This window comes from Planomonospora sp. ID67723 (assembly GCF_015711605.1).
Classification (GTDB): Bacteria; Actinomycetota; Actinomycetes; order Streptosporangiales; family Streptosporangiaceae; genus Planomonospora_A.
The window spans coordinates 357,590-379,870 of the sequence record NZ_JABTEZ010000004.1 but is presented as its reverse complement, the minus strand read 5'-3'; the positions used below and the strand labels follow the sequence as shown (position 1 = coordinate 379,870).

The following is a 22,281-nucleotide window of genomic DNA, read 5'->3' as shown; positions in this document are numbered from 1 at the left end:
CATCAGCGTCAGGGGGTCAACTTTCAGTCGTCGGTAGGGGGTCAGAGTTCGAGCGTCGTTGACACGTAGCGTCGAAGACATGGCGCAGGAGAAGGAGACGCCGGTCTGCGGGACCTGCCTGGGTGCCCAGGGCGAGTGGGTCGATCGCAACGGTGACAGCACGAAGCAGGCCGTCTGGGTGCCGTGTACGTCCTGCGCGGGGACGGGGCGTCAGTGACCGACCCGATCATCTGCCCCGAATGCGGCGGCGACGGCGGTCAGCGCGTCGGCCGCCTCCGCCTCGCCTGCCGGTTCTGCGGCGGCTTGGGCCGGGTCGGCGGCGAGCACGAGCCCGCCGAACGCGGCGGCCAGGAGCCGCCCGCCGGGCCGCCTGCGGTCTGGGAGCACCGCATCTGGACCGACCCGGTGGCCGCGGCCGCGCTGGGCTGCCGCCGCTGCTTGGGCGCCGGGACCATCACTCACCTCGACCGGGCAACCCGCACGCTCACGACCGCGCCCTGCGAATGCCGTACGCCCGACAGCCGGTCGGCGTAGGCCATAGGCAGGCGGGTTCAGTCCTCGCCGAACAGAGCAGTCATCCCGTCCAGCATGATCATCAACCGGTGCCCGAACCCACCGACAAACGGTGCCGGTTCTCACAGGCAAAGCCATGCGTCATTTCTTCGAGTGCCGTGTGGCGGAGGAGCCAGCAGGTTGATGCAGCAGGCGTTTCATGGTCTCGCTGCGCTGAAGATGGGTGTGCTGTCCAGCGGTCCTGCCGGTGAGGCTCCGCGAGGGGCTCAGCACCGGCAGGGGGCATCTCATCCGGTGAGCTGGTGGGTGATTGACAGGTCGGTGATGGCGGTGTCGGCGGCCAGCAGGAACGCCTTGGACAAGATGACCGAGAGCATTCCGCCGTCTTCTTCGAAGGGCAGGAAAACGGAGCCGGTGTCTCGGTCGCGGCCGGGGACGATGCACAGGTAGGCGTCGTTGGGCTCCATCAGGATGTTGCCCGACCCGAGGTGGATCTTGTAGGTGCGCAGGTCTCCGCGCACGCGCAGGAACCGGTCGGTCAGCTCGGCCCGGTCGGCGATCTTCAATCGGGGCAGGAGGCGAGCCAGCGCGTCGCGCCGGGTTCGGGCGGTCTCGGTGAGCTCGCCGAACCCGTAGGACTGCCAGTAGTCGCCGTGGCCTTCGGGGTCCAGGCCGGTGGAGGTGACGCCGACGGCCAAGTCGGCGTCGCGCAACGTCTCCGACAAGATGAGCGGAGCAACCTCGGCCAGCGGGACCGGAGAGGTGCCGGCGCGGACGCACAGGTCGCCGCTGACGCACATGGAGACGGTGGTGCCGTAGCCGTCGCGTTCGTAGGAGTGCTCGTCCAGGTGGAAGTCCCACCTGGCGGTCAGGCCGCCGGGCAGCTCTTTGGCGGCGGTGCACTGGCCGGATCCTCCGGCGGCGTCCCAGTGGCCCAGCGACATACCGCTCCAGCCGCGCTCGGTGAGCAGTGCCTTGGCTTGGCCGTAACGGAGTAGATGATCGGAGAAGCGGCGTGAGTGGTCGCGCGTCACCTCCTCGGCAGGGGTGAGCAGGTAGACCTCCCGGAAGGCCTGCTTGAACGGCTGGCGCAGGCCAATCGCCAGGAGGTGGTCCCGCCAGGTGCGGACCTCGTCGGCGGTGTGGGAGATGGGGTGCCACAGGCGGACCAAGGTGTCAGGGCGCGGTTGGATGCGGTGCCCGGTTGGGTCGGTCAGCTCCCAGGCTCTGTCGACGCGGACAGGGAGTCCGGCCGGGCCCTGGATGATCTCCCAGATCAGGTTCCGGGCGAAGGCGCCGGTGACCGGGTGGTCGAGGTAGAACGCGCACGCCTCCTGCCACGGCCAGGTCCGCTCGGATGCCAGCGCGCGCTCGACGCGGAACCGTTCGGCGGGAATCGTCTTCTTCAGTTCCTTGGCCGTGGCCTTGAATTCGGCCAGCAGCTCCCGGTCGACGCTCCTGGGGATGGTCTTGCGGCCGTTGCAGGTGATCGCGCCGGTCACTGACAGGGTCAGCCCCCGTTCAGTGCGCGTGCCGTCGTGGTCCAGGCCGAAGGTGGGGACGGTGCGTTCGAGCAACTGCTCCGGAGACAGGCCTGTCTGTGCGGCTATCGCCTCGAGGATCTGCTTGACCTTGGCCAGGATGCTCTTCCTGCGCACCTTGGCCTGGATGCGGGCCAGCTGGGTGACCGCCTCCGTGCCTCCGCGCCGGGCCAGTACGCCGAGGGCCGCGTTGGCCACTCGCTCGCTGCGTGAGTTCGGGCCTGATCCACCGATCCCGGTGCTGGTGGCCAGGGCCACCTCGCCCAGGAGCCCGGTTACCCAGGGCTCGTCGATCAGCTCGCAGGTCCAGATCATCCCGCGCAGGAGCTCGGCGGTGCGTTCCCGGAGATAGGTGACGACTTCGCGGTAGCCGTTGTGCCAGGGTCCTTCACGGTAGGTCGGCACGCGGCCCAGGATCTCTCGCATCAGTTCGACCGTACGGGGCGTGAGCAGCTCGGCTGCGCGTGCTGTCCACTGCGCTGTCGAGGTGGCGGATGTCGCGGTGGCCCAGTGCCTCAGGAGCGGGAGGGCATCGCTCTCGCCCAGGCGCTTGCCGTACTCCTCGCGCAGCAGCACGGCGAAGCCGTCACCCTCGGGCACCAGAGAACGCGTGGCCTCGGCGGGGTCGTCGGCGAGATGCTCAGCAAGCAGGTCGTCCAGCAGCCGCTTGGCCGCCCAGCTGGCTGAGATCGGGGTCGCCTCCATCTCCCGCTGAGCCCACATGAGGTAGGGCAGGAGCGATTCGCGCTCGCTCGCTGGCAGCCCCTTGATCGAGGAGATCGGGATGCGGTAACACACCTCCGTCCAGTACTGCTCCGGCGGGGTGAGCGTGGTCCGCCACAGCAGTTCCCGCTCCTGCGGGGTCCAGCGCAGTTTGCGCTGCGCCAGCCTGGTGAGAAGTCTCTCGCCGGCGATGCTGCCGTCGGTGGTCCGCGTGAGCAACTGCGCCCACAGCGCCGTCGTCCGCCATTCGACCTCGCCCCAACCGGCGGAGAGCTCCTTCAGGAGCGTGTCGTCGGCGAAATGGTAAGCATCCTGGGGTCGGAGGGTAGCGTCGAGACGCCGAAACATCTCCAGGGTCGCTTCGTCCAGCCCGTCGAGCCAGCCACGAAGCCCGTCTGGAAGACCGCCGATGACCCCCACGTCAGCCTCCGGCCAAGGGAACGAGTTTGACGAACGACACCACGGGATCGGCGATCAGGTCGATTTCGGTGTCCAGGTCCTCGATCGGGCGGTCGCCGACCAGCAGCAGGAAGCCGTTGCGGGCGAACGCGGCCTCAGTCGCGTCGGCCTGCTGCTCCCCGTCCAGCCTGCGCGCGGTTCGCATCCGGTAGCTGTTCAGCTCGGTCTCGGCGTCGGTGGGCTTGACCAGCCCGCGGAAGTGATGAGAGGGGGCGGCGTTGTGGCGGGCCGCCTCCTCCCGGACGCGTAACCGCACCAACTCCCGCGTCGAGATGCTCTCCGGAAGATCCGGCAGCGCGAACTCGGCCCGCGGTTTCCCGGTTGCCGTCTCATCCCGAAAGGTGACCGTCACCATTCCACAGCTCCATAAATCATCGGATGTTGCAATGGAGGCCATGGATATCACCGAAGGACGACAGAACCTCGTGTGCGGGATTTGGCGGGCTCAATCGGTCACCCGGCGTTCGATAGGTAGGCGGCTACGGCCAGCAGCGCGGCGCCCAGCCGTACGGCCGTTTTCCGGTCGACCGGGCCGTTGACGCCGTACGCCATGAGCACCCGGCCGTTCTCGGCGAGCACCGCGGTGCCGTCGTCGAGCAGATCCCCGGGGTGCCGTCGATGTCGACCAGCGATGGCAGGGCCAACTCCGCCAGCCGGGCCTCCCTGTCGGCCAGCCGACTCCTCAGCTCGGTGGTGCGCTCCTGGGCGGCGGCGCGTTCGGTGGCCAGCTCGGCCTCGAGTGCGGCGGCTCGGGTGCGGGCGGTCTCGGCCTCGGTCCGCAGCCGCTCGGCCGCGGCGTGGACGGTCGTCAGTTCGGCGCGGGCCCGCTCGGTGTCGGTCTCGGCGCGGTCGGTGGCCGCCGCCAGCTTCTCGCTCAGCCGGGCCGCGGTGGTGACCTGCTCGGCCAGCGCGGCCTTGGCCTCGGCGGCAGGCTCACCCAGATCGTCACCTACTACCAGCCGCCCCATCCCCGCCCACCGCACCGGCTGATGATCACCGGAGCGCCCGGCTCCGGCAAGACCGTTCTGGCCATCGAACTGGTCTTGAGCCTGCTCGCCGCCCTGTTGCCAGTGGGCGCGCCAGCGCCGTTCCGTAAACCGGAGTCGGGCCTTCATGGATTGTCGGCACACCGCCCTTATGGTCGATCCGTGACCGCTCCCGCCTGGCAGCAGATCGAGTCGGAACGCTACGAGGACTTCTGGGCGCCCTTTGATGCCCGCTTCGACTTCCGGCCCAGCCCTGAGCCGTACGACGAACCTGCGATCAACGAACCGGCCCCATCGATCACCATTGACCTGTCCCCTATCTTCGCCATCAGTGGATCGGCCCAGTTCGCCGCGGCGCAGGACGCCGTCAACACTCTCGGTCTGCTGGCGATGACCCGCGTCTTCGCTCCATCACAACGACTGCTCGTGCTCGACTGGCACCATCCCAGCTGGTGGTTTTGGCCTCATCGCCAGGCCCTCGACGAGAACCCTCGCTGGCCCGTCGAGATCTTCCCTGACGGTGACTACTACGTCTTCTTGTCTGAGGACATGGCGAACGGCACCTTCGGCCACCCCTGGGAGCAAACCCTCTGTGTCTTCGGCGCAAGCCTGACCGGTGTGTTGGCACCGCTCCTGACGTCATGGCTGCCGGTCAAGCGTGCCCGTTCCTAACGGAAGCGGCGGGGTCAAACGCGCCGCCCTTGCGCTGCCCCGTCCCGCGGTGAGACGGGTCGATGTCGTGCACGGATTGCGCTTGCTGACTTTTCGCTGAGTTCGGTCCGCGAAAGCCTTTCTGGGACCGAGCGTACGGGGCTACGGCTTGAAGACCTCGACGGTCTCGCCGTCGGCGATCGCCCTGGCCGTATCCAGGACATGGTCACCCTGGCAGACGTCGAGCCCGGCGCGTGCCAGGGTCTCGACGACGCCCTGACCGAGCTGGCTGCGAGTGACGGCACCGGATTATATGAGCGCCCAGACCTAACTCTTTGAAGGCTCTCACCTTCCGAGCGTAACGCGCTAGGTGATCACATGGAGGCTGTCGAGCCAAACGATGGCCGCCTATGCCCGGATGTCCGGGTTTTCGGGGCGGCGGAAGCAAGGCTCGACCACGCCGTCGAGGTCATCACGGCGTTCGGCGCCGTCATCGGGGCGCCGAGGCGTCCTCCAGCCACAGCCGGACCGCGAGCGCGGTCTCCCGCAAGGCGATGGTGGCCACGTCCGGCCAGGACCGCCCGGGTCAGCAGGTCGGCGATAGCGTGGCGGTTGACACCGGAGGCGGCGGCCAGGCCGCGCAGGTTCAGACGCCGCACCGGCCCCGAACCGCCCGGCGAGCATGGATACGAGCCCGGAGACGAAGAGAGCCCGCCCGATCCGCACGATCAGACGAGCACTCGTGACACATGATCAGGCCATTTCAAGAACAACCCGGTCAGGGAGCCCAGGGCAGCCGTACCGCTTCGATCTCGGGGTCTTTCAGCAGGACCTCGATGAGCGAGGCGGGTCCGGCCACTTTGGTGGCCCACAGGTCGTAGTCGGTGCAGATGATCCATGAGCGGTCCTCGGCCCAGAGGTTGGACGGGCTGAAGCCGACCTCGGGGTTGTCGTACAAGATCTCGGCATCGCCGAGCAGACCCGCACGCACATGGAGGTTCTCGAAATCGGTGGCCCCGAGCGTTAATGGGCTGTAGTAGGCCAGGCAGCGGGTGTCCGCGCCCGCAGGGCTATGAACGCGGAGCAGGCCGATCAGACGGTTCCAGGTCTCACGGTCCATGCTGCCCTCGGTCGGCGGAACGATCGTGATGGGCCAGCTGCCGTTGATGGAGACGGAGGGAAAGCAGCGGTAGCAGGGCAGAAGACGGTCGGGGATCATCGGGTCGCCGCTGCGTCGCGCGAGGTCGGCCCAGCGCAGCCGTTTCCAGCCGGGACCGGGGTGCTCGGCGCGGCCCAGGCCGCCTCCGGTGACGGTTCCCACGGTGTTCATGTCGATGCCGCCGACGATCTCGGGGGACACGCTTCCGTTCGCGATCGCGGCGCGGTGGACGTCGTCATGGGAGATACCGGTAGGGGCCTGATCATGTTCGTACATGGCGTTCAGCACCCAGGCCGCGTCCGGGAGCGGAGGCGGCATGAAGCCGGTAAGACCGTCGCCGGCGAGTTCTCGCAGCCAGTCGGTGGCGCTGGCGGGTGCGAGCGGCCACCGGGCTGAAAGCGCGGTCGATGCCTGGGACATCTCACTATTCTCCCAGGTCAGGGTGATGCCGCAGACTCGCCCAAGGAGCCACTGCCCCAGGGCGCCAGCATGGCCGATCTCACCCCAGAACGATCTCGATCGCATCGCTCAGAAGCTGAACGCCCGGCCTCGCAAGACGCTGGAGTTCGATACCCCCGGCCGATGGGTTTGCCGCCCTGTTGCGTTGATGGGTTGAGTGCACCGCTTCTTCACATACCCCAGCGGGCTCGGCGGGCCCGCTCCAGGGGCAGCAGCCCGAACGTCCCCACCGCGGACGATGGTCTCATGGTCAATCTGCACGCCTACGGCACTCGAGCCTCTGGCGCTCTGGTCATCTACCTGGCCCGCACCGAGACCGACACCGCCGCGGCGACCTACGTCGACAGCTTCGAGCGTGTCTGGGCCGGCGCCGAATCGGCCATGTCCCGGCTCTGAGCGGCAAGGCTCCGGGCTACTCTCCGCTTTCTTCGGGGGTGAATCGCGTGATCTTCTTCCCCGTTTCGGTCTCCACCCGCTTCACCGCACCGATCCAGTCCCCATCGGGATACTCCCAGCTGGTCGGATCCAACAGGACCGAGTGAAGCCGCTCTGCAGGGATGAGATCACCGGGCTGAAAACCCTGCTGGCCCGTGGGGCTGGTCCACGCCTCATACCGGCACACCTCGATCCACCCACGATCCACCAGGGACAGCAGGACCCCGGCCAAGGTGTCGACCGAAGCATCGCCGGCTTCAGCGAGATCGCCCCAGACGCCGGCGAGGATGTCGATCTCACCAGAATTGATCAGGAAGGCTTACTCTGTTTGGGTCAGCCCATCCCATACCGCCTGCATCATGCCAGGTGGGAGCGCATGTGAGGCTCAAACAGTACCTTGGGCGACTCGCGAGGCACCCAGACGACATCAAGATGCAGGGCTCAGGGCCCGTGCGACAGATCCGGCTCGGGAGGCGGGCGGCACTCCGATTAGATGATCTTTGGTATGTCGTGACGACAGTATCGTGACCGACGTGCCGCGAGCAGAGCGCGGTCAGGGATCGGCCGGCCCGAGGAAGTCAGCCGGCCCAGAGACGGCGGCCCTGCTTCAGCACGGCGAGGCCTGCGGGACTGCTGGTCGGCCAGATGTCGATGCGGTAGCGGAAGTGGTCACCGGGTTCGGAACCGTTGTGTCCGGATGCCGGAGGATCAGAAGGCAGGTAAGACACACGCACCCGATAGCGACCGGCTGCGACGGTGACATGCCGTTCCTGGCCGGGATCGCCGGCGGCCGCGCACACCCGGCACAGCAGCCGCCTGCCCCATGTGCGGATCCGCCGACGAGGCCGCGGCCTCGTCGGCGCCGGCCTGGCTGTCATGGTGGCCGGTCAGCGCGCCCGCGCCGTCGGCGTCGCCGGTGTCGCTCTCGTCGCAGCCGTCGCAGTCGGTGACGTCGCAGTCGGTGATGTAGCAGGCACGGTTCCGTTGGATGATCCGGTACGGCGCGTCCTGCGGCCGGCTTTCGAGTGCCGGCGCCAGGAAGCGGCGGGCGACCTCCTGCCTGGCGAAGTGCATCGGGCGGCCCGCCTCGTCGGTCGCCTCGCACCGTGACCGGCTCCGGCGATGTATGGGCGTTTTATGAAGTATCTTCCTCTATCGGCGCAAGACATGACGATTGTCGGTCTTGTTTGGGCGGTGGTGGCCACCTTGCGAGGGTGAGAGACGCGATGAAACACGGGGCAGCGGCGGGGCTGGCGATAATCTGCCTGCTCAGCTTCGCGCTGCTGACCGCACCGGCCGCACAGGCGTCACTCGCCCGCTCTCCCGATCCCGGCGTGATCGAACCCGGCCCGGCGACCGAGGAGGACGCCTCACCAGAACCGACGCCCCGCGCGCCTGAGCCGACCGTGACGATCACGGTGAGCAGCCCGCCCGCCGTCACGCCGCCGGCCGCCCCATCATCCCCGGCGCCGTCGCTCCCGCCCGATCCCGCCCTACCGCTGGAGAGCCCGCCCGCTCTCACGCCGCCGCCTACGGCCCCCAGTGGCCAGGACCCCAGTGGTCAGCAGATGCCGGAAACCCCGCTCGTTCTGCCGGCAGCGACGACGCCGCCGGTGATGCCGTTGCCGACCGCGCCCAGCGCCGCGCCGACGCTGCCCGCCGCTCCTGAGCAGATGTGGACGACCACCGTCTCCTCTGATGGCGCCGTGCCTGATGGCGAGGTCAGCCTGCGCTTGGCCGTCCCCGCCCTCATGCTGATCTTGACGGTGATCGCGGGATTGATCGCCGTCGACCGCCGCACCCCCAAGCGTGTCCCCGCCACTGCCCATCCCGCTGCTCCCCGGGAGCGGCACATCGGCCAGCACCGCGCCCCCTGAGCGTCCCTTCGGCGCTCAGATCGCCCCCGTTGAAGCTAAGGAAGCTGTTGTGAACACCCCGATTCGCCTGTTGACGCTCGGCCTGCTCGCCGCCGCGGCCACCCTCGGATGGCCTGCGGCGGCAGTAGCCGAGCCGACCCCCACCCCTACACCGACGCCCACTGCGGTGCAGACCACGGTCAACTACACCTGCCAGGCCCCCGTGGGCGGCGGGACGCTCACCTCGGCGCGGGTGAGCGCCAGCCTGCCGACCTCGGCGGCGGTCAACCAGCCACTGGTGGTGGAGTGGAACATCGACGCCGGCCTGCTGGCCCCCGAGACGCTGCCCGCCGGCGCGCTGATCCAGCGGGCGGCCATCAAACTGTCCGGCGCCCAAAGCGGCACCATCGCCACCGTCTCGGCCCCCAGCACCTCCGCGCTGAGCAAAGGCCAGGCGCTGGCGCTGCCGGTGATGAAGGGCAGCCTCACCCCGACCCAGAGCGGCAGCCTGACCCTCACCCCGGGCGATCTGACCATCGCCATCACCCACAACGGCAGCCTCCAGCAGACCTCGTGCACCGCTGATCCCGCCGCAGCGGCGCTGGCCACCGTCAACGTCGGCGCCGCTCCCACCCTGACGCCCACGCCCACGCCCACGCCGACGTCGAGTTCGACTGCGACGGCGCGGCCGACCGCGACCGTGACGGTCACCGCCACCCCGACCCCGACTCCCAGTGAAGCGCCGGCGCAGATCGCGGTGACACCCGAAGGCGGCGCCCCGACCGGCGGCGGCGGGCTGGCCGAACCGCTCGTGTGGCCGTATGCCGCCGCCGGCGTCGGTGTGCTGTTCGTCATCGGCATCGGCCTGGAGATCCGCCGCAAGCGCATCCATGGCTACTGACCACCCGCCTGAGCATCTGGCGCCGCGGCGCGCCTGGATCGACCGCTACGGCGTGCTGTGGATCGAACCCGCCCCACCCCCGCCGCCGCTCCCACCGCCAGCGGCGCCGTCTGCGCAGCCGGCGCGCCCGTGGAGTGCGTTCACCTGGAGCCTGATCATCCTCGGGGCGCTGGCGGCCATCGCCACCCCGCTGGCGATGGCCGCAGCGATCCTCAACGCCGCCGCTGCCCCGCTCGCGGTCGGGCCAGCCGAGCAGCCCGGCACCGCCATGAGACTGGAGCCGGTCCCCGATGCGGCGCAAGCCGCTTCGCCGCCCGACGCCACGGCGGCAGTGCTGCCACGCTCGATGCCGGTGGCCATCCGCATCCCCGCGATCGGCGTTTCGGCGCCGGTGCGGGCGGTGGGGCTGGACGCCGACGGAGCGGTCAGCGCCCCACCGGTCCGCCAGCCGAACCTGACTGGCTGGTACAAGCACGGCCCCACCCCCGGCGAGCTCGGCCCGGCGGTGATCCTGGGCCACGTCGACACCATCACCGGGCCCGCGGTGTTCGCACGGTTGCGGGAGTTGGCGCCCGGAGCGGTGATCGAGGTCGTCCGGCGCGACGGCAGCACGGCCACCTTCGTGGTGGACGGCCTGGAGAAGGCCTCCAAGCGCACCTTTCCCACCGGCCGGGTCTACGGCCGTCTCGAGCATGCGGGCCTGCGCTTGATCACCTGCGGTGGTGACTTCGACCACAGTGCGCGCAGCTACACCGACAACGTGATCGTGTACGCGCACCTGCGTTGACCGCCTTCCCTTGCGTCGACGCTGAGTGGGTCACGCGCGTCGCGTCTGTCGCTTGCCCCTGGTGGTGGACAGCAGAGCGGCCACACCCTCACCTGATCGATGATGACCGGTGCCCTCGGGCGCCGGCGGCCGCTGTGGCTTTCGGACGATCAGTCATCGGTCGATAACAATGCTTTTGCAGCATTTGAGACTTATGTGATCTTTATGTAGCTTCTAACCGTTTGTTGTTCATGTGCCTCATGTGGTTGATCTCGGCTCTGGTCGGGCGCGCCCGTGAGGCGGCCCGCAAGGCGCTGGTCGTCACGCTGGTTGATGCGAAAGGTGACGGCATATGCGCCGCAGTTTGTCCTGGTCACGTTCGGCGGGTCGCACGACCTGGCTGACGGCGGCGTTGACCGTCGCCCTGACGCCGGGCCTGTTGACGATGCATGCGCCTGCGGTGAGCGCCGATGGATTGTCGATCACACGGGCCACAGCGCCGGTGGACACCCCTGACCAGTTGACCGGATCGGCGGCGAACCTGCCGTCGCTGGTGGATGCCAAGGCCACCACGACCACGGTGCCGATGCCGGAGGCCAAGCAGGATGCCCGGCCTCCCAAGAACGCCCTGGCACCGGAACAGCGCCTGATCGATGAGAACGCGGGTAAAGCCGGCAACAACAGCGAGCCGACACAACCGGCTGAGCCGGCGTCGGTGCGCCGCACGCCGTCGAAGCAGCCGCTCATCCGCAACGCATCTTCCCGCGCCTCTGCCACCGACACCGCTGCCGCGCCGAAGCAACCCGCCGTACGGCAAGCGTCTTTCGCTACCAACACGGGATCAGTCAACGCCGGCAACGCCCTGATCGAGAACTACTGCGACCGGTATCGCTATTTCGACTCCATGACCTTGTATCCGCCGGGGTCGGTGGTGACCTACAAAGACCGTGTGTGGACAGCGATGAAGGAGGCCATCGGCCAGTGGCCCGGAGGCGGATGGGGTGGCTACTGGAGTGATGGCGGGCCGTGCCCGCCCCCGTCCACTCCGCCCCCGCCAGCGCCGAAGGCCCCGACCCTGTCGAAGACGTTCCCCACCGACCAGATGCTGGTCGACTCCCGTACCCCCCTGCTGGTGGCAGGTGGATGGAGCAACGAGGGCAGTTACGCGGTCCGATTCACCTTCACGGTGTGTGACACCGAGCAGATGTCCGGAGACGGCTGCTTCTCCTCCGGAGAACTCGGTAACAACGTCAACAGCTGGCGGGTGCCGGAGACCAAGACTCTGGCGTGGAGTAAGCAGTACTGGTGGACGGTATCGGTCAGAGACACCTCCAACAACCTGACCGCTGACTCCGGCAGGCAATCGTTCACCACCGGGGTGCGCCAGCCGGCCATCACCTCGCAACTGGCCGCCCGCGGCGCCAACGGCCAGGAGTTTCACCAGCTCACCGGCAACTACACCACCACCTTCACCGACGCGACGGTGGCCAGTGCCGGGCCGCCGCTGTCGATCGTGCGCTCCTACAACAGCATGGACCCGCGCAAAGACGGGCTGTTCGGCGCGGGCTGGTCGACCCGGTTCGACATGAAGATCCGCCCCGAGACGGCCGGGGCGGTCAAGACGCTGCTGGTGACCTACCCCGACGGCCGCCAGGTGCGGTTCGCCGACAACGGCGACGGCACCTTCCAGCCGCCGCCGGGCATGTACGCCACCTTGGTGGAAGTGCTGCAGCCGGCTCCCTGCTCCACCGAAGTGCCCGCAGCATGCCCCCAGACCATGGTGCCCGCGGGCTGGCGACTGATGGACAAGTCCTCCACCTCGTATGGGTTCGACACCCAAGGCCGGTTGACCAAGGTCACCGACGCCTACAACCGCAGCATCGAGTTGGAACACGCCGCTGACGGCAAGCTGAGCAAGGTCAGCGCGCCGGGCGGCCGGTACCTGACCTTCACCTGGAACGGCGCGCATGTGGCCTCGGTCTCCACCCCGCCGGTGGACGGCCAGACGCTCACCTGGAACTACACCTACCAAGGTGACCAGCTGGTCAAGGTGTGCACGCCGACGGCCACGCCGACCTGCACCACCTTCGGCTACGGCGACGGCTCGCTGTATCGCAGCAGCGTGCTGGATTCGGACGCGCTGGGCTACTGGCGGCTGAATGAGACCTCCGAAACCACCGCGGCCGACTCCGGTTGGAGCGAAGGGCCGGCTGCCTATTCATCGGTGACGCTGGCCCAGCCAGGTGCACTGGCCGGTACTGGGGACACCGCGGCCACCTTCAGCGGCGGCGCCAAGCTGACCTTGCCGCCCGACAGCCTGGCCCGGCTACAGGGTGCCGCCTCCTTCGAGACCTGGTTCAAGACCACTGGGCCAGGCACTGTGCTGGCCATCGGCGGCGCCGCGGGTCTGCTGTATGTCGGCAACGACGGCCGCCTGCGCGGACAGCTGCGCAAGGTGCAGGGCTCGACGCCAATCGCACCGATCACCTCCACGGCTACGGTCACCGACGGTGCCTGGCACCATGTGGTGCTCACACTGACCGAGACCGAGCAGCGGATGTACCTGGACGGTCAGCAGGCCGGCGTTTTGATCGGCATCCCTGTCGCTGGCTGGCCGAGCACTGCCACGGTCGGCACCGGCACGATTTTCGGTACCTGGCCATCGGCTCCCGCTTCGGGCTCATTCGCCTTCAACGGTCAGATCGACGAGGTCGCGCTGTATGCCAAGCCGCTGGCGATTGAGGAGGCGCAGGCCCACTATGCAGCGCGGGCCGCAGTGCCGTACAAGCTCACGAAGATCACGCTGCCGTCGGGCCGCATCTGGGCAGCCAACACCTACAACGCCGCCACCGACCGGCTCGCCAGCCACACCGATGCTCACGGCGGCACCTGGCAGCTCAGCGCTCCGGTGTACTCAGCCGAAACGGGCATGTCGACGGTGAAGGTCACCGACCCCAACGTCAACACGTTGACGTCTGTGCACGATGCCTGGCGCGGCTATCGGCTGGCAAGCCAAACCGACCAGCTCGGCAAGACCACGAAGTTTGACTATGACACTGGTGGCTTCCTCTCCAAGATCACTGATCCTAACGGCAACGTCACCGAACAGGTCAACGATGCACGCGGTAACGTAATCGCAGTTACTACCTGCCGAACGGTAGGAAATTGTCAGATCACCCGTCAGTCGTTCTACCTCAATAAGGACGACGAGTTCGATCCGCGCAACGACAAAGTGACCGTCAGTCGGGATGCCCGCTCGACTAGTGCCAGCGACACCACCTATGCCACCGCCTTCGACTACACCACTCGCGGTGATCTCGCGAAGGTGACCACTCCGGCCACGCCAGACTTCCCCGAGGGACGATCCGCTATCTCCACCTACACTGACGGAACCGAGCCCGCCGTCGGTGAGGGGACCATGCCAGCCGGTCTGCTGAAGTCGCAGAAGAACGCCCGTGGCGATGAGACCACCTACCGCTACACCGCCTCTGGTGACCTGACTGAGCAGATCACCCCGGCCGGGCTGAAGAGCACATTCACTCATGACGCGCTGGGCCGAGTGATCTCCCGCACGGAGATTTCCGAAGCTTACCCCGATGGGGTTACCTCCACCTTCACCTACGACGGTAGTGGCCGCTTGCTGGCCCAGACCGATCCCGACGTGAAGAACGAGATCACCGGCATCACTCACACCACCAAGACCACTTATACCTATGACGCCGATGGCAACAGACTCACCGAGACTGTTGCAGATCTGACCGGTGGTGACCCCGCTCAGACAACCGCCTATACCTACGACGCGGCTGGCCGAGTCAAGTCGGTGACTGACCCCGAAGGAAGCGTGGTCACCTCCACGTGGGATATCACCGGTGCGCTTACCTCGGCGACCGACCCAATGGGCACACTTCACACTTTTGCTTATACCAAACGCGGCGAACCTGCCTCTACCACGATCAAGAATTGGACCGGCAGCCCAGTCGCCCCACAGACCGCTCGCGATGTGGTACTGGAGTCCTATGCCTACGACCCCGCAGGCCGACTGGCCACCAAAGCTGACGCGATGGGCCGCAAGACCTCCTACACCTACTTCGCTGACAACCGTCTGTCCCAGGCAATCGCTGACGAGGTGCGGCTAAACGGCTCCACCACGCCGACCGACGTGGTGCTTGAATCCAACACATACGACGCGGCCGGCAATCTGACCAAGCAAGTTACTGGGGGAGGCAAGGCCACCACTGATTATGTCTACGACGCGGCTGGGTTGATGAGGTCGACCACATTTGACTCAGCCGAGCTCAGGCGTAAGACCGCCTACACCCACGACGCAGTCGGCAACATCACCACAGAGGCATTCACCGGCACTGACAGCAACCGAGTGGAATCCACCAATTACGCCTACAACGCTTTGGGTCAGGTCATCCGCCAAAGTATCGACAATGGCGACACCGACCTGACTTCCATTTGGACCTATGACGAGCGTGGTCTGCTGGTCAAGCAGACCGACCCGCGTGGCAACGCCGATGGCGCTGAGGCTGGCGACTTCACCACCACGATGCGTTATGACCTGGTGGGCCGCCTGGTGGAGAGCACCGCACCGCAGGTGAAGATCGAAAAGAACGGATCGGCCACGGCTGGCCGACCGACCGTCCGCTATGGCTACAACAACATCGGCCTGGCCACCCACACTGTGGATGCCGAAGGACGCCTGCTCACCTCGACGTTCGACAAGGCTGGCCGACTGACCTCAACAACCGGGACGCCGTACACCGTTCCGGATCTCGACTCTGGCTCCGGCCCGATCGGCGGGGAGGTTGGTTCGTGGAAGATGGAGGAAGGCTCCGGAACCGAGCTGACCGACTCCTCCGGGCGTGGCCGTACTGCGACGTTGGCCGGGCCGGTGGTCCGGGGTGAGGGCAAGATCGGCCAGGGCGTCACCTTCGACGCCGGCACGCACGCGGTGACCTCGGCTCCGGTGCTGGCCACCGATGCCAGCTACACGGTGAGTGCCTGGGTCAAACTCACCCGGGGCGATCTGTCCTCGGCGGTCCTCAGCCAGGACGGCGCGGTCAACAGCGCTTTCAAGCTGGCCTACTCCTCCGGCGACAAGAAGTGGCGGATCGCGGCTTATGGAACCGACGCCGCCGGTTCCACCGAGACCAAGGCCGTCTCCTCTCGGGAGGCCAGGCTCAACGCCTGGACGCACCTGACCGGTGTCTACGACGCCCAGGCGCGTAAGCTGCGGCTGTATGAAGACGGTGAGCTGGTCGCTGAGACCGACTACACCAGCACCTGGAACGCCACCGGCGGCCTGCTGATCGGCCGCACCAAGTTCGACGGCTCCTACCAGCACTCCTTCCGCGGCACCATCGACGAGGTCCGCGCCTACGACAAGGCCCTACCCGCCGACCAGATCCGCACCCTCATCACCACCCCCAAGCCTGCCGCAGACGGCAGGGTCGGTTCGTGGAAGATGGAGGAAGGCTCCGGAAACCAGCTGACCGACTCCTCCGGGCGTGGCCGTGCCGCGACGTTGGCCGGTCCGGTGGTCCGGGGCGAGGGCAAGATCGGCCAGGGCGTCACCTTCGACGCCGGCACGCATGCAGTGACCTCGGCTCCGGTGCTGGCCACCGATGCCAGCTACACGGTGAGTGCCTGGGTCAAACTCACCCGGGGCGATCTGTCCTCGGCGGTCCTCAGCCAGGACGGCGCGGTCAACAGCGCTTTCAAGCTGGCCTACTCCTCCGGCGACAAGAAGTGGCGGATCGCGGCTTATGGAACCGACGCCGCCGGTTCCACCGAGACCAAGGCCGTCTCCTCTCGGGAGGCCAGGCTCAACGCCTGGACGCACCTGACCGGTGTCTACGACGCCCAGGCGCGTAAGCTGCGGCTGTATGAAGACGGTGAGCTGGTCGCTGAGACCGACTACACCAGCACCTGGAACGCCACCGGCGGCCTGCTGATCGGCCGCACCAAGTTCGACGGCTCCTACCAGCACTCCTTCCGCGGCACCATCGACGAGGTCCGCGCCTACGACAAGGCCCTAACCGCCGACCAGGTACGTGGCCTGACCGCGACGATGATTCCGAAGACCGTTTACGGTTATGACGCGGCCGGGCGTCAGATCAGTGTTACCGACCCCCGCGGGTACACCACCACGACCGAATACGACGCGCTGAGCCGTCCGGTGCGCATCACCGAACCGGGGCCTTCGGGTCCGGGTGGGGCGCGGGTAGCCGAGTTCGACCTGGTGGGCGAGCAGCTCGCCGTGATCGATCCGACCGGCGCCCGCAGCGAGGCCACCTACGACGACCTGGGCCGCACTATCACCCAGACCGTGATCGAGCGCAGGCCCACCACGGCGGCGCTGACCACCACGCTGACCTACGACACCGCGGGCAATCTCACCAAGGCCGTTGCGCCCGGCGGTAAGATCACCAGCTACGCGGTCAACGCTGCTGGTCAGGTCACCGCCATCACTGATCCGAACGGCAACACCACCAGTCACGCCTACGACGCGGTCGGTCGTGAAACGAAGGTCACCGACCCGCTGGGCAACGTTACCGAGATCACTTATGACCTGGCTGGCCGGAAGATCGCCGCCAAGGACCTCGACGCGGCCGGCGCGACCGTGCGCAACGTCGGTTTCGGCTACGACCCAGCTGGCAACCTCACCCACAGCACCTCGGCTGAGGGACATGTCACACGCCAAGAATTTGACGCGTTAGGCCGGATGACCGCACTCATCGAACCGGTCTCGGCCGACAAGTCGATCACCACGACGTTCGGCTACGACGCAGTCGGTGCGCGCACCCGCCTGACCGACGGTCGCGGTAATGCCACCTGGACCAGCTACAACAGCCTGGGCTTGGTCGAATCCCTCATCGAACCATCCACGACCGCGCACCCGAACGCCGCCGACCGTACCTGGACCCAGATCTACGACGCGGCCAGCAACAACACCGCCACGCTGCAGCCGGGCGGGGTGCGTATTGACCGCACCTTCGACCACCTGGGCCGCACAGTCAGCGAGCGCGGAAGCGGCGCCGCGGTGGAGACCCCGCAGCGCACCTATGGCTACGACGCGGCCGGCCGGCCCAGCGCGATTGGCGACTACGGCCTGGAGTACAACGACCGAGGCTTGCTGACCAAGCTGTCCAAGGCCGCCGCCCAGGTCGCCACCTACGCCTACGACGCTCTGGGCAACCCGACCCAGCGCGTCGATCCCACGGGTACGGCGAACTTCACCTGGGATAACGGCAGCCGCCTGGCCACCGCCAGCGACCCGGTGACCGGGCGCACGTGGACCTACGGCTACGACAAGGCCGACCGGCTCACCAGCCAGACCTCCGCCAACCCCATCAACATTCATACCTTCGCCTATGACGCGGTCGACCGGCCCACCTCCCACACTCTGACTGGCAGCGGCGGGGCTGAGCTGGCGAAGATCGTCTATGGGTGGGACAAGGACGACCGGCTCACCTCCAAGACCACCTCCGGCACCGCCGGAGCCGGCAGCAACAGCTACGGCTACGACCACGCCGGACGCCTGACTTCCTGGACCGGCCCCGACGGCAAGAGCGTCGACTACGCCTGGGACGAATCCGGCAACCGCATCAAGGCCGGAGACACAACCTTCACCTACGACGAACGCAACCGGCTGACCTCCGGCGCCGGTGTCGACTACACCTACAGCCCGCGCGGCACCCTGGCCACCGAGACCACCGGCGGCACCACGAAAAATCTGGTCTTCGACGCCTTCGACCGGCTCATCACCGACGGCGAGACCAGTTACGGCTACGACGCCCTGGGCCGGATGACCTCGCGCACCAAGGGCACCGCTCAGCAGCGCTTCACCTATTCGGGCCTCAGCAATGACATCAGCGTCATCGCCGACGGTGTCGGTGCGGTTCAGGCCACGTACGGCCGTGATGTGGCCGGTGGGTTGCTGAGCATGCACGAAGGCGGTAGCCCCGCGCTGGGCGTGATGAACGACCTGCACGGCGATGTGGTCGCGACCTTCTCCGGCACCGCCCTGGTCGATTCCACCGCCTACGATCCGTTTGGCCAGGTCACCCACACCTCCGGCAGCAAGCGATCGATGGGTTATCAGGGGGAGTACACCGACCCGGACACCGGCAAGGTCAACATGCACGCCCGCTGGTATCAGCCCGGCACCGGCGCCTTCACCTCCCGCGACGACTGGACCCTCGACCCCAACCCGTCGGTGCAGGCCAACCGCTACACCTACGCCAACGCCTCCCCGCTGACCGGAACCGACCCCACCGGCCACGAAATGATCAACACCATTAGTGATGATCGTCCTCGGGAATACAGTGGCGTGTGTGACGAGTCGTGCCTGTATTCATGGGACCCAACTCCCGCAGACCTTCGTTTCCACGGCACTACTGAGGAAGACCTCGCTTGGCATGAAGCGAACTTCGGAGGGAGAGGATGGATTCCGGAGCTTTCAGAGGAAGAGGCACGCCGAATTGGATACCTCACCACTGGAGATCCGGCACCTGATGGCTACTGGCGTGCCACAAAAAAGCAGCGAGCAAAATACATTGAAGGATACGATAGGAATGCGGCCGACGAATACAATAATGCGCTCTGGATAATAATAATAGGAAAGAATCCCAAGGTGAAGGCGGGCGGATTTTTCGCCAAGCTGGCCACAGCCCCTCCGCCTAGGAAACTCAACGCCTGTGAGAAAAAATGGGGTGTAGAGCAGTGCCGGATGCCCCTCTCGGTGTCACTTAACGGCGACCTTCTCTTTCCGCCCTCCGCCCATGCGTTTGCAAAGGCAGTAAAAAACGCAAAGGATCATCTCTGTTATAAAAGAATCCGATGCTCCGGGTGGGCAACCCCCGAAGGGCAGGCATATCTCCACCTTTATGTTTGCGTCCACAATAAGACATGGTGCGGAGATACCTGGGCAGCAAAAAACAGTATCGGCCAGGAGGATCCGTATGCGATAAAGGAGATGGGATTCGGATCTGCTGCTGCCCGACTGGGAAATCTCCTTAAGGCGACCTCAAAGCTTGCCGCAGGATTTAGAAACAATACGGTTTATGTGGGGTATGATGCCTCAGGAAATATAATCTATGTGGGAATTACCAAGAATTTTGCGAAACGTTCTCAGCAGCACGGGGCAAGATTCACGATGAGAGCTATCGCGAACGGGCTTACCCGTGGAGAGGCGCGTGCGATCGAGCAAGCAGTAATCCATAGACACATGATGGGGGGCGGTCGCTTTAATTTGACAAATAAAATTAACAGCATATCGCCGAAGCATCCATATTATCAGAATATGGTAAACTGGGGAGTCCGGTGGCTCAGAAGCAATGCGCCACACCTTCTCTAGAGAGTAGGGATAGAAATGCATGGCGAAAAAATTCACTTCGAAGTACTTGGTAGATCACGAAAAGCCCTAGCCCCTGGAGACCTATTCACCTTCTCCATAAAAACTCGTGGATACTTTTTCGGGCGCGTTATATCTCCTTCCATGCCCGAAGATCATCCACTCACTAGCTCGGCATGTCTCATATATATCTACGCCTTCGAAAACTCTGAAAAGCGGATCGACCTTCAGTCTATAGATGTGCGATCGTTCCTTATTCCGCCGCTCTTCACGAATCGGAGGCCATGGACGATGGGGTATTTTCAAGTACTAGAGAATATCCCCTTAACCCAAAGGGATGTCTTGGAGAAGCACTGCTTCTGGGATGTTCCTTTTGATAGATATGTAGATGAGATGGGGTGCCTTGTAGAGAAAAAGATTGAGCCATGTGGCTCTTTTGGTTTGGCTAGCTACTATGGAATTAGCGAAGAGATAGGAGAGGCTCTGGGGTTGCCTGTGATCGCAGGGCCAGAAGATTATTGAGGTTTCTTAGTGAGGTGCAGGAACCGTGCTGCTGGAGTGAGTCTCCGGATGGGGAAGGGCTGCGACAGGCGTGAGGCCAGGGCCGATGTGTTCTCCGTTGGTGAGACGGGCGTGCCTCTGACACGTGCGATTAGTTGAGGGCTCCCCGGAACAGGGAACGGCAAACGCGACCCCTGATGATCGGCGGTTGTCGAAGCCAGTCAATCAAGGACGGAGCCACGTTCACGCGCCGATGCACGCTGATAGGCGTCTCGGTCGGGGTGGCGGTGACCATCCAGGCCCCACTCGCTCAGCGGGTGGACAGCGTGCGCATGAAGGTGTGCTGGGATGGCACCTGCCACATACCGGAGCAGGTTGTCCTTTACCCCGCCAGTGATGGGGCGGCCGCCTCCTCCGGCGATCGGCATGTCATGGGCGAGGTGCCGGAACTGCCGGAGCGACCGGTGCAGGTGAGCTTGTCCCTGCTGGATGCCCACGGTGAGCCCCTGCTGAAGCAGCGGATCGATGTCAGGCCGAGGATGATCTATCCCAACGGCCGGTCCTGCGGGGCGGGAGGCCCTCAGACTGTTCTGCTCGTCGATAGTGGTGGCCGGCTCCGCGAGAGCACACCTACCCGGTGATCGTCCTTTATGGCCGTGCAGGTGATCCGCGCCTTCAACTTGCTGGACAAAGCCTCTACCCACGATGAAAACGCTCAAGGAGTGCACGATCAGCCGCTATCGCGGCGGCTACATCCTGACACGCGCCACCGGCGGCGCACGGCAGTCAGCTCGCCCTACCGGCACACGCTCCGCTCGAGCCTGCGGGAGATGATGTTCGCGGTCAAGACCGGAGCGGCCTACGTCACCGGGACTTCCACCTTGGACGTGGACACCTTGAGACCTGAACCATGGAATGGTTCAGGTCTCAAGGTGTCCACGTCGGGGACGTTCAACTACCCGGCGGAGTTCCGGGCTGACGCTGTGGCGCTGGTGCGCTCGTCAACCCGGCCGCTCGCGCAGATCGCCAGACAGCTCCGGTGGTCAGCGGTAGCTCGCCACGGTCTGCGCGCTCACCGGGCGCAGGTCGGCCAGGGCTGTGAGTGCCTCGGCCTCGGACGGGGCGCTGACCTCGATCAATGTGTCCTGCCGCTGGGCGGTCACAGAGACCTGCCCGTACTCGTCGGCGCGTAGCCAGAGGTTGCCGGAAAGCAGCCGGCAGGTCTGGCGGGATGCGGCGGCGGACGGCCGCGTGCACAGCTCCTCCGTACTGCCCCAGGACGCGGGAATGAGCATGACGTCGATGGACCTGATATCGGCGCTCCCGGCGGTGCTGCGGAGTTCGTACCACGCGGTGAGGCCGGTGGGCAGGTCCTCCTCTGCGTGGTCCTGCCAGAGGATGGACCCGTTGGACTGGTAGGTGCGCGCGTCGAGTCCGAGGAGAGTGAGGTCCAGGCCTGCTATCGCCCGCTCCTTGTGCCAGTCGGCGATCGCGGCCCGTCCCTGGAGGATGACGGCAACGAGGACGCAGAGCGCCGCGGCCGCCGCGATCCTCGGCCACCGCGAACCGCGACCGGCGGCGATCCAGGCCACCGCCGCATAACCGATCACCCCGGCGAGGACGAACGGGAGCGCGTAGAACACCTTGGGCAGCTCGGGAGGGGAATGGCTGGGGATGAGCGCGTTCAGCGTCTGCACCAGGGCCGCGAAGGCGAGCGGCCCGGCCAGCGCGCTCGCCCACCAACGGGGCAACCGGGTGCCTGCGGCCAGCATCGTGCCCAACGGCACGGGCACGAGCAGGATCAGCAACAGGTGGATGACGGCGATGCCCTCGGCATGCCACCAGATCGCACCCTCCACCGTCCCGACGGCGGCGCCGATCAGGGCGCCCCGGCCGGTGACGGCCCAGGACGTCATTGTTCTCATATATGGATAATCGGGCAGGAAGCTGCATGAGTGGGGCCATGCGTC

The 22,281-nt window shown here is 66.2% G+C and carries 15 protein-coding genes; 9 read left to right on the top strand and 6 right to left on the bottom strand.

Annotation, left to right across the window (positions count from 1 at the left end):
* Positions 1 to 79 precede the first annotated feature (79 nt).
* Positions 80 to 217, top strand: a complete 138-nt coding sequence (locus HS041_RS28380) for a hypothetical protein (RefSeq protein ID WP_196443896.1) — start codon at positions 80 to 82, stop codon at positions 215 to 217.
* Complete coding sequence (locus HS041_RS28375) at positions 214 to 534, top strand: hypothetical protein (RefSeq protein ID WP_196443895.1); 321 nt, start codon at positions 214 to 216, stop codon at positions 532 to 534. Before HS041_RS28380 ends, HS041_RS28375 begins: the two co-directional genes overlap by 4 nt.
* Before the next feature lie 266 nt (positions 535 to 800).
* Here HS041_RS28375 and HS041_RS28370 read toward each other — a convergent pair whose 3' ends face one another.
* The 3 genes from HS041_RS28370 to HS041_RS28360 all read right to left on the bottom strand — a co-directional run bounded on the left by HS041_RS28370 (position 801) and on the right by HS041_RS28360 (position 4,219).
* Positions 801 to 3,197 (bottom strand): DUF4132 domain-containing protein, encoded by a 2,397-nt coding sequence (locus tag HS041_RS28370; protein WP_196443894.1) that lies wholly within the window; start codon positions 3,195 to 3,197, stop codon positions 801 to 803.
* 1 nt (position 3,198) lies between these two features.
* Positions 3,199 to 3,591, bottom strand: coding sequence for a hypothetical protein (locus HS041_RS28365; protein WP_196443893.1), 393 nt, complete (start codon positions 3,589 to 3,591; stop codon positions 3,199 to 3,201).
* Positions 3,592 to 3,715: 124 nt separating this feature from the next.
* A complete protein-coding gene (locus HS041_RS28360; protein ID WP_196443892.1) occupies positions 3,716 to 4,219 on the bottom strand; it encodes a hypothetical protein in 504 nt (167 codons plus the stop codon).
* A 6-nt stretch (positions 4,220 to 4,225) separates the two neighbouring features.
* On the opposite strand from HS041_RS28360, the gene HS041_RS28355 reads away from it, so the two are divergent.
* Complete coding sequence (locus HS041_RS28355) at positions 4,226 to 4,894, top strand: DUF2716 domain-containing protein (protein WP_196443891.1); 669 nt, start codon at positions 4,226 to 4,228, stop codon at positions 4,892 to 4,894.
* Positions 4,895 to 5,651: 757 nt separating this feature from the next.
* Here the strand turns inward: HS041_RS28355 and HS041_RS28350 are convergent.
* Complete coding sequence (locus HS041_RS28350; protein WP_196443890.1) at positions 5,652 to 6,452, bottom strand: hypothetical protein; 801 nt, start codon at positions 6,450 to 6,452, stop codon at positions 5,652 to 5,654.
* A 285-nt stretch (positions 6,453 to 6,737) separates the two neighbouring features.
* Between HS041_RS28350 and HS041_RS28345 the strand changes: the two genes are divergently transcribed.
* Complete coding sequence (locus HS041_RS28345) at positions 6,738 to 6,887, top strand: hypothetical protein (RefSeq protein ID WP_196443889.1); 150 nt, start codon at positions 6,738 to 6,740, stop codon at positions 6,885 to 6,887.
* Positions 6,888 to 7,634: 747 nt separating this feature from the next.
* Here the strand turns inward: HS041_RS28345 and HS041_RS28340 are convergent.
* Positions 7,635 to 8,000, bottom strand: coding sequence for a hypothetical protein (locus tag HS041_RS28340; RefSeq protein WP_196443888.1), 366 nt, complete (start codon positions 7,998 to 8,000; stop codon positions 7,635 to 7,637).
* 152 nt (positions 8,001 to 8,152) lie between these two features.
* Between HS041_RS28340 and HS041_RS28335 the strand changes: the two genes are divergently transcribed.
* The 5 genes from HS041_RS28335 (at position 8,153) to HS041_RS28315 (ending at position 20,332) form a co-directional block, all read left to right on the top strand.
* Entirely contained in the window at positions 8,153 to 8,803 is a 651-nt protein-coding gene (locus tag HS041_RS28335; protein ID WP_196443887.1) for a hypothetical protein, read from the top strand.
* 49 nt (positions 8,804 to 8,852) lie between these two features.
* Positions 8,853 to 9,683 (top strand): hypothetical protein, encoded by an 831-nt coding sequence (locus HS041_RS28330; protein WP_196443886.1) that lies wholly within the window; start codon positions 8,853 to 8,855, stop codon positions 9,681 to 9,683.
* Positions 9,673 to 10,470 (top strand): class F sortase, encoded by a 798-nt coding sequence (locus tag HS041_RS28325; RefSeq protein ID WP_196443885.1) that lies wholly within the window; start codon positions 9,673 to 9,675, stop codon positions 10,468 to 10,470. Before HS041_RS28330 ends, HS041_RS28325 begins: the two co-directional genes overlap by 11 nt.
* A gap of 331 nt (positions 10,471 to 10,801) precedes the next feature.
* A complete protein-coding gene (locus HS041_RS28320) occupies positions 10,802 to 19,813 on the top strand; it encodes a LamG-like jellyroll fold domain-containing protein (RefSeq protein WP_196443884.1) in 9,012 nt (3,003 codons plus the stop codon).
* A gap of 15 nt (positions 19,814 to 19,828) precedes the next feature.
* Complete coding sequence (locus tag HS041_RS28315) at positions 19,829 to 20,332, top strand: Imm26 family immunity protein (protein ID WP_196443883.1); 504 nt, start codon at positions 19,829 to 19,831, stop codon at positions 20,330 to 20,332.
* 1,022 nt (positions 20,333 to 21,354) lie between these two features.
* Here the strand turns inward: HS041_RS28315 and HS041_RS28310 are convergent.
* Positions 21,355 to 22,236, bottom strand: a complete 882-nt coding sequence (locus HS041_RS28310) for a hypothetical protein (protein WP_196443882.1) — start codon at positions 22,234 to 22,236, stop codon at positions 21,355 to 21,357.
* Positions 22,237 to 22,281 lie beyond the last annotated feature (45 nt).

Bases quoted from the DNA above. Each gene is read 5' to 3' on its own strand.
- HS041_RS28335 (WP_196443887.1), top strand. From the start codon at position 8,153: ATGAAACACGGGGCAGCGGCGGGGCTGGCGATAATCTGCCTGCTCAGC.
- HS041_RS28345 (WP_196443889.1), top strand. From the start codon at position 6,738: ATGGTCAATCTGCACGCCTACGGCACTCGAGCCTCTGGCGCTCTGGTC.
- HS041_RS28350 (WP_196443890.1), bottom strand. From the start codon at position 6,452: ATGTCCCAGGCATCGACCGCGCTTTCAGCCCGGTGGCCGCTCGCACCC.
- HS041_RS28325 (WP_196443885.1), top strand. From the start codon at position 9,673: ATGGCTACTGACCACCCGCCTGAGCATCTGGCGCCGCGGCGCGCCTGG.
- HS041_RS28355 (WP_196443891.1), top strand. From the start codon at position 4,226: ATGATCACCGGAGCGCCCGGCTCCGGCAAGACCGTTCTGGCCATCGAA.
- HS041_RS28310 (WP_196443882.1), bottom strand. From the start codon at position 22,236: ATGAGAACAATGACGTCCTGGGCCGTCACCGGCCGGGGCGCCCTGATC.
- HS041_RS28365 (WP_196443893.1), bottom strand. From the start codon at position 3,591: ATGGTGACGGTCACCTTTCGGGATGAGACGGCAACCGGGAAACCGCGG.
- HS041_RS28320 (WP_196443884.1), top strand. From the start codon at position 10,802: ATGCGCCGCAGTTTGTCCTGGTCACGTTCGGCGGGTCGCACGACCTGG.
- HS041_RS28380 (WP_196443896.1), top strand. From the start codon at position 80: ATGGCGCAGGAGAAGGAGACGCCGGTCTGCGGGACCTGCCTGGGTGCC.
- HS041_RS28315 (WP_196443883.1), top strand. From the start codon at position 19,829: ATGCATGGCGAAAAAATTCACTTCGAAGTACTTGGTAGATCACGAAAA.
- HS041_RS28340 (WP_196443888.1), bottom strand. From the start codon at position 8,000: ATGCACTTCGCCAGGCAGGAGGTCGCCCGCCGCTTCCTGGCGCCGGCA.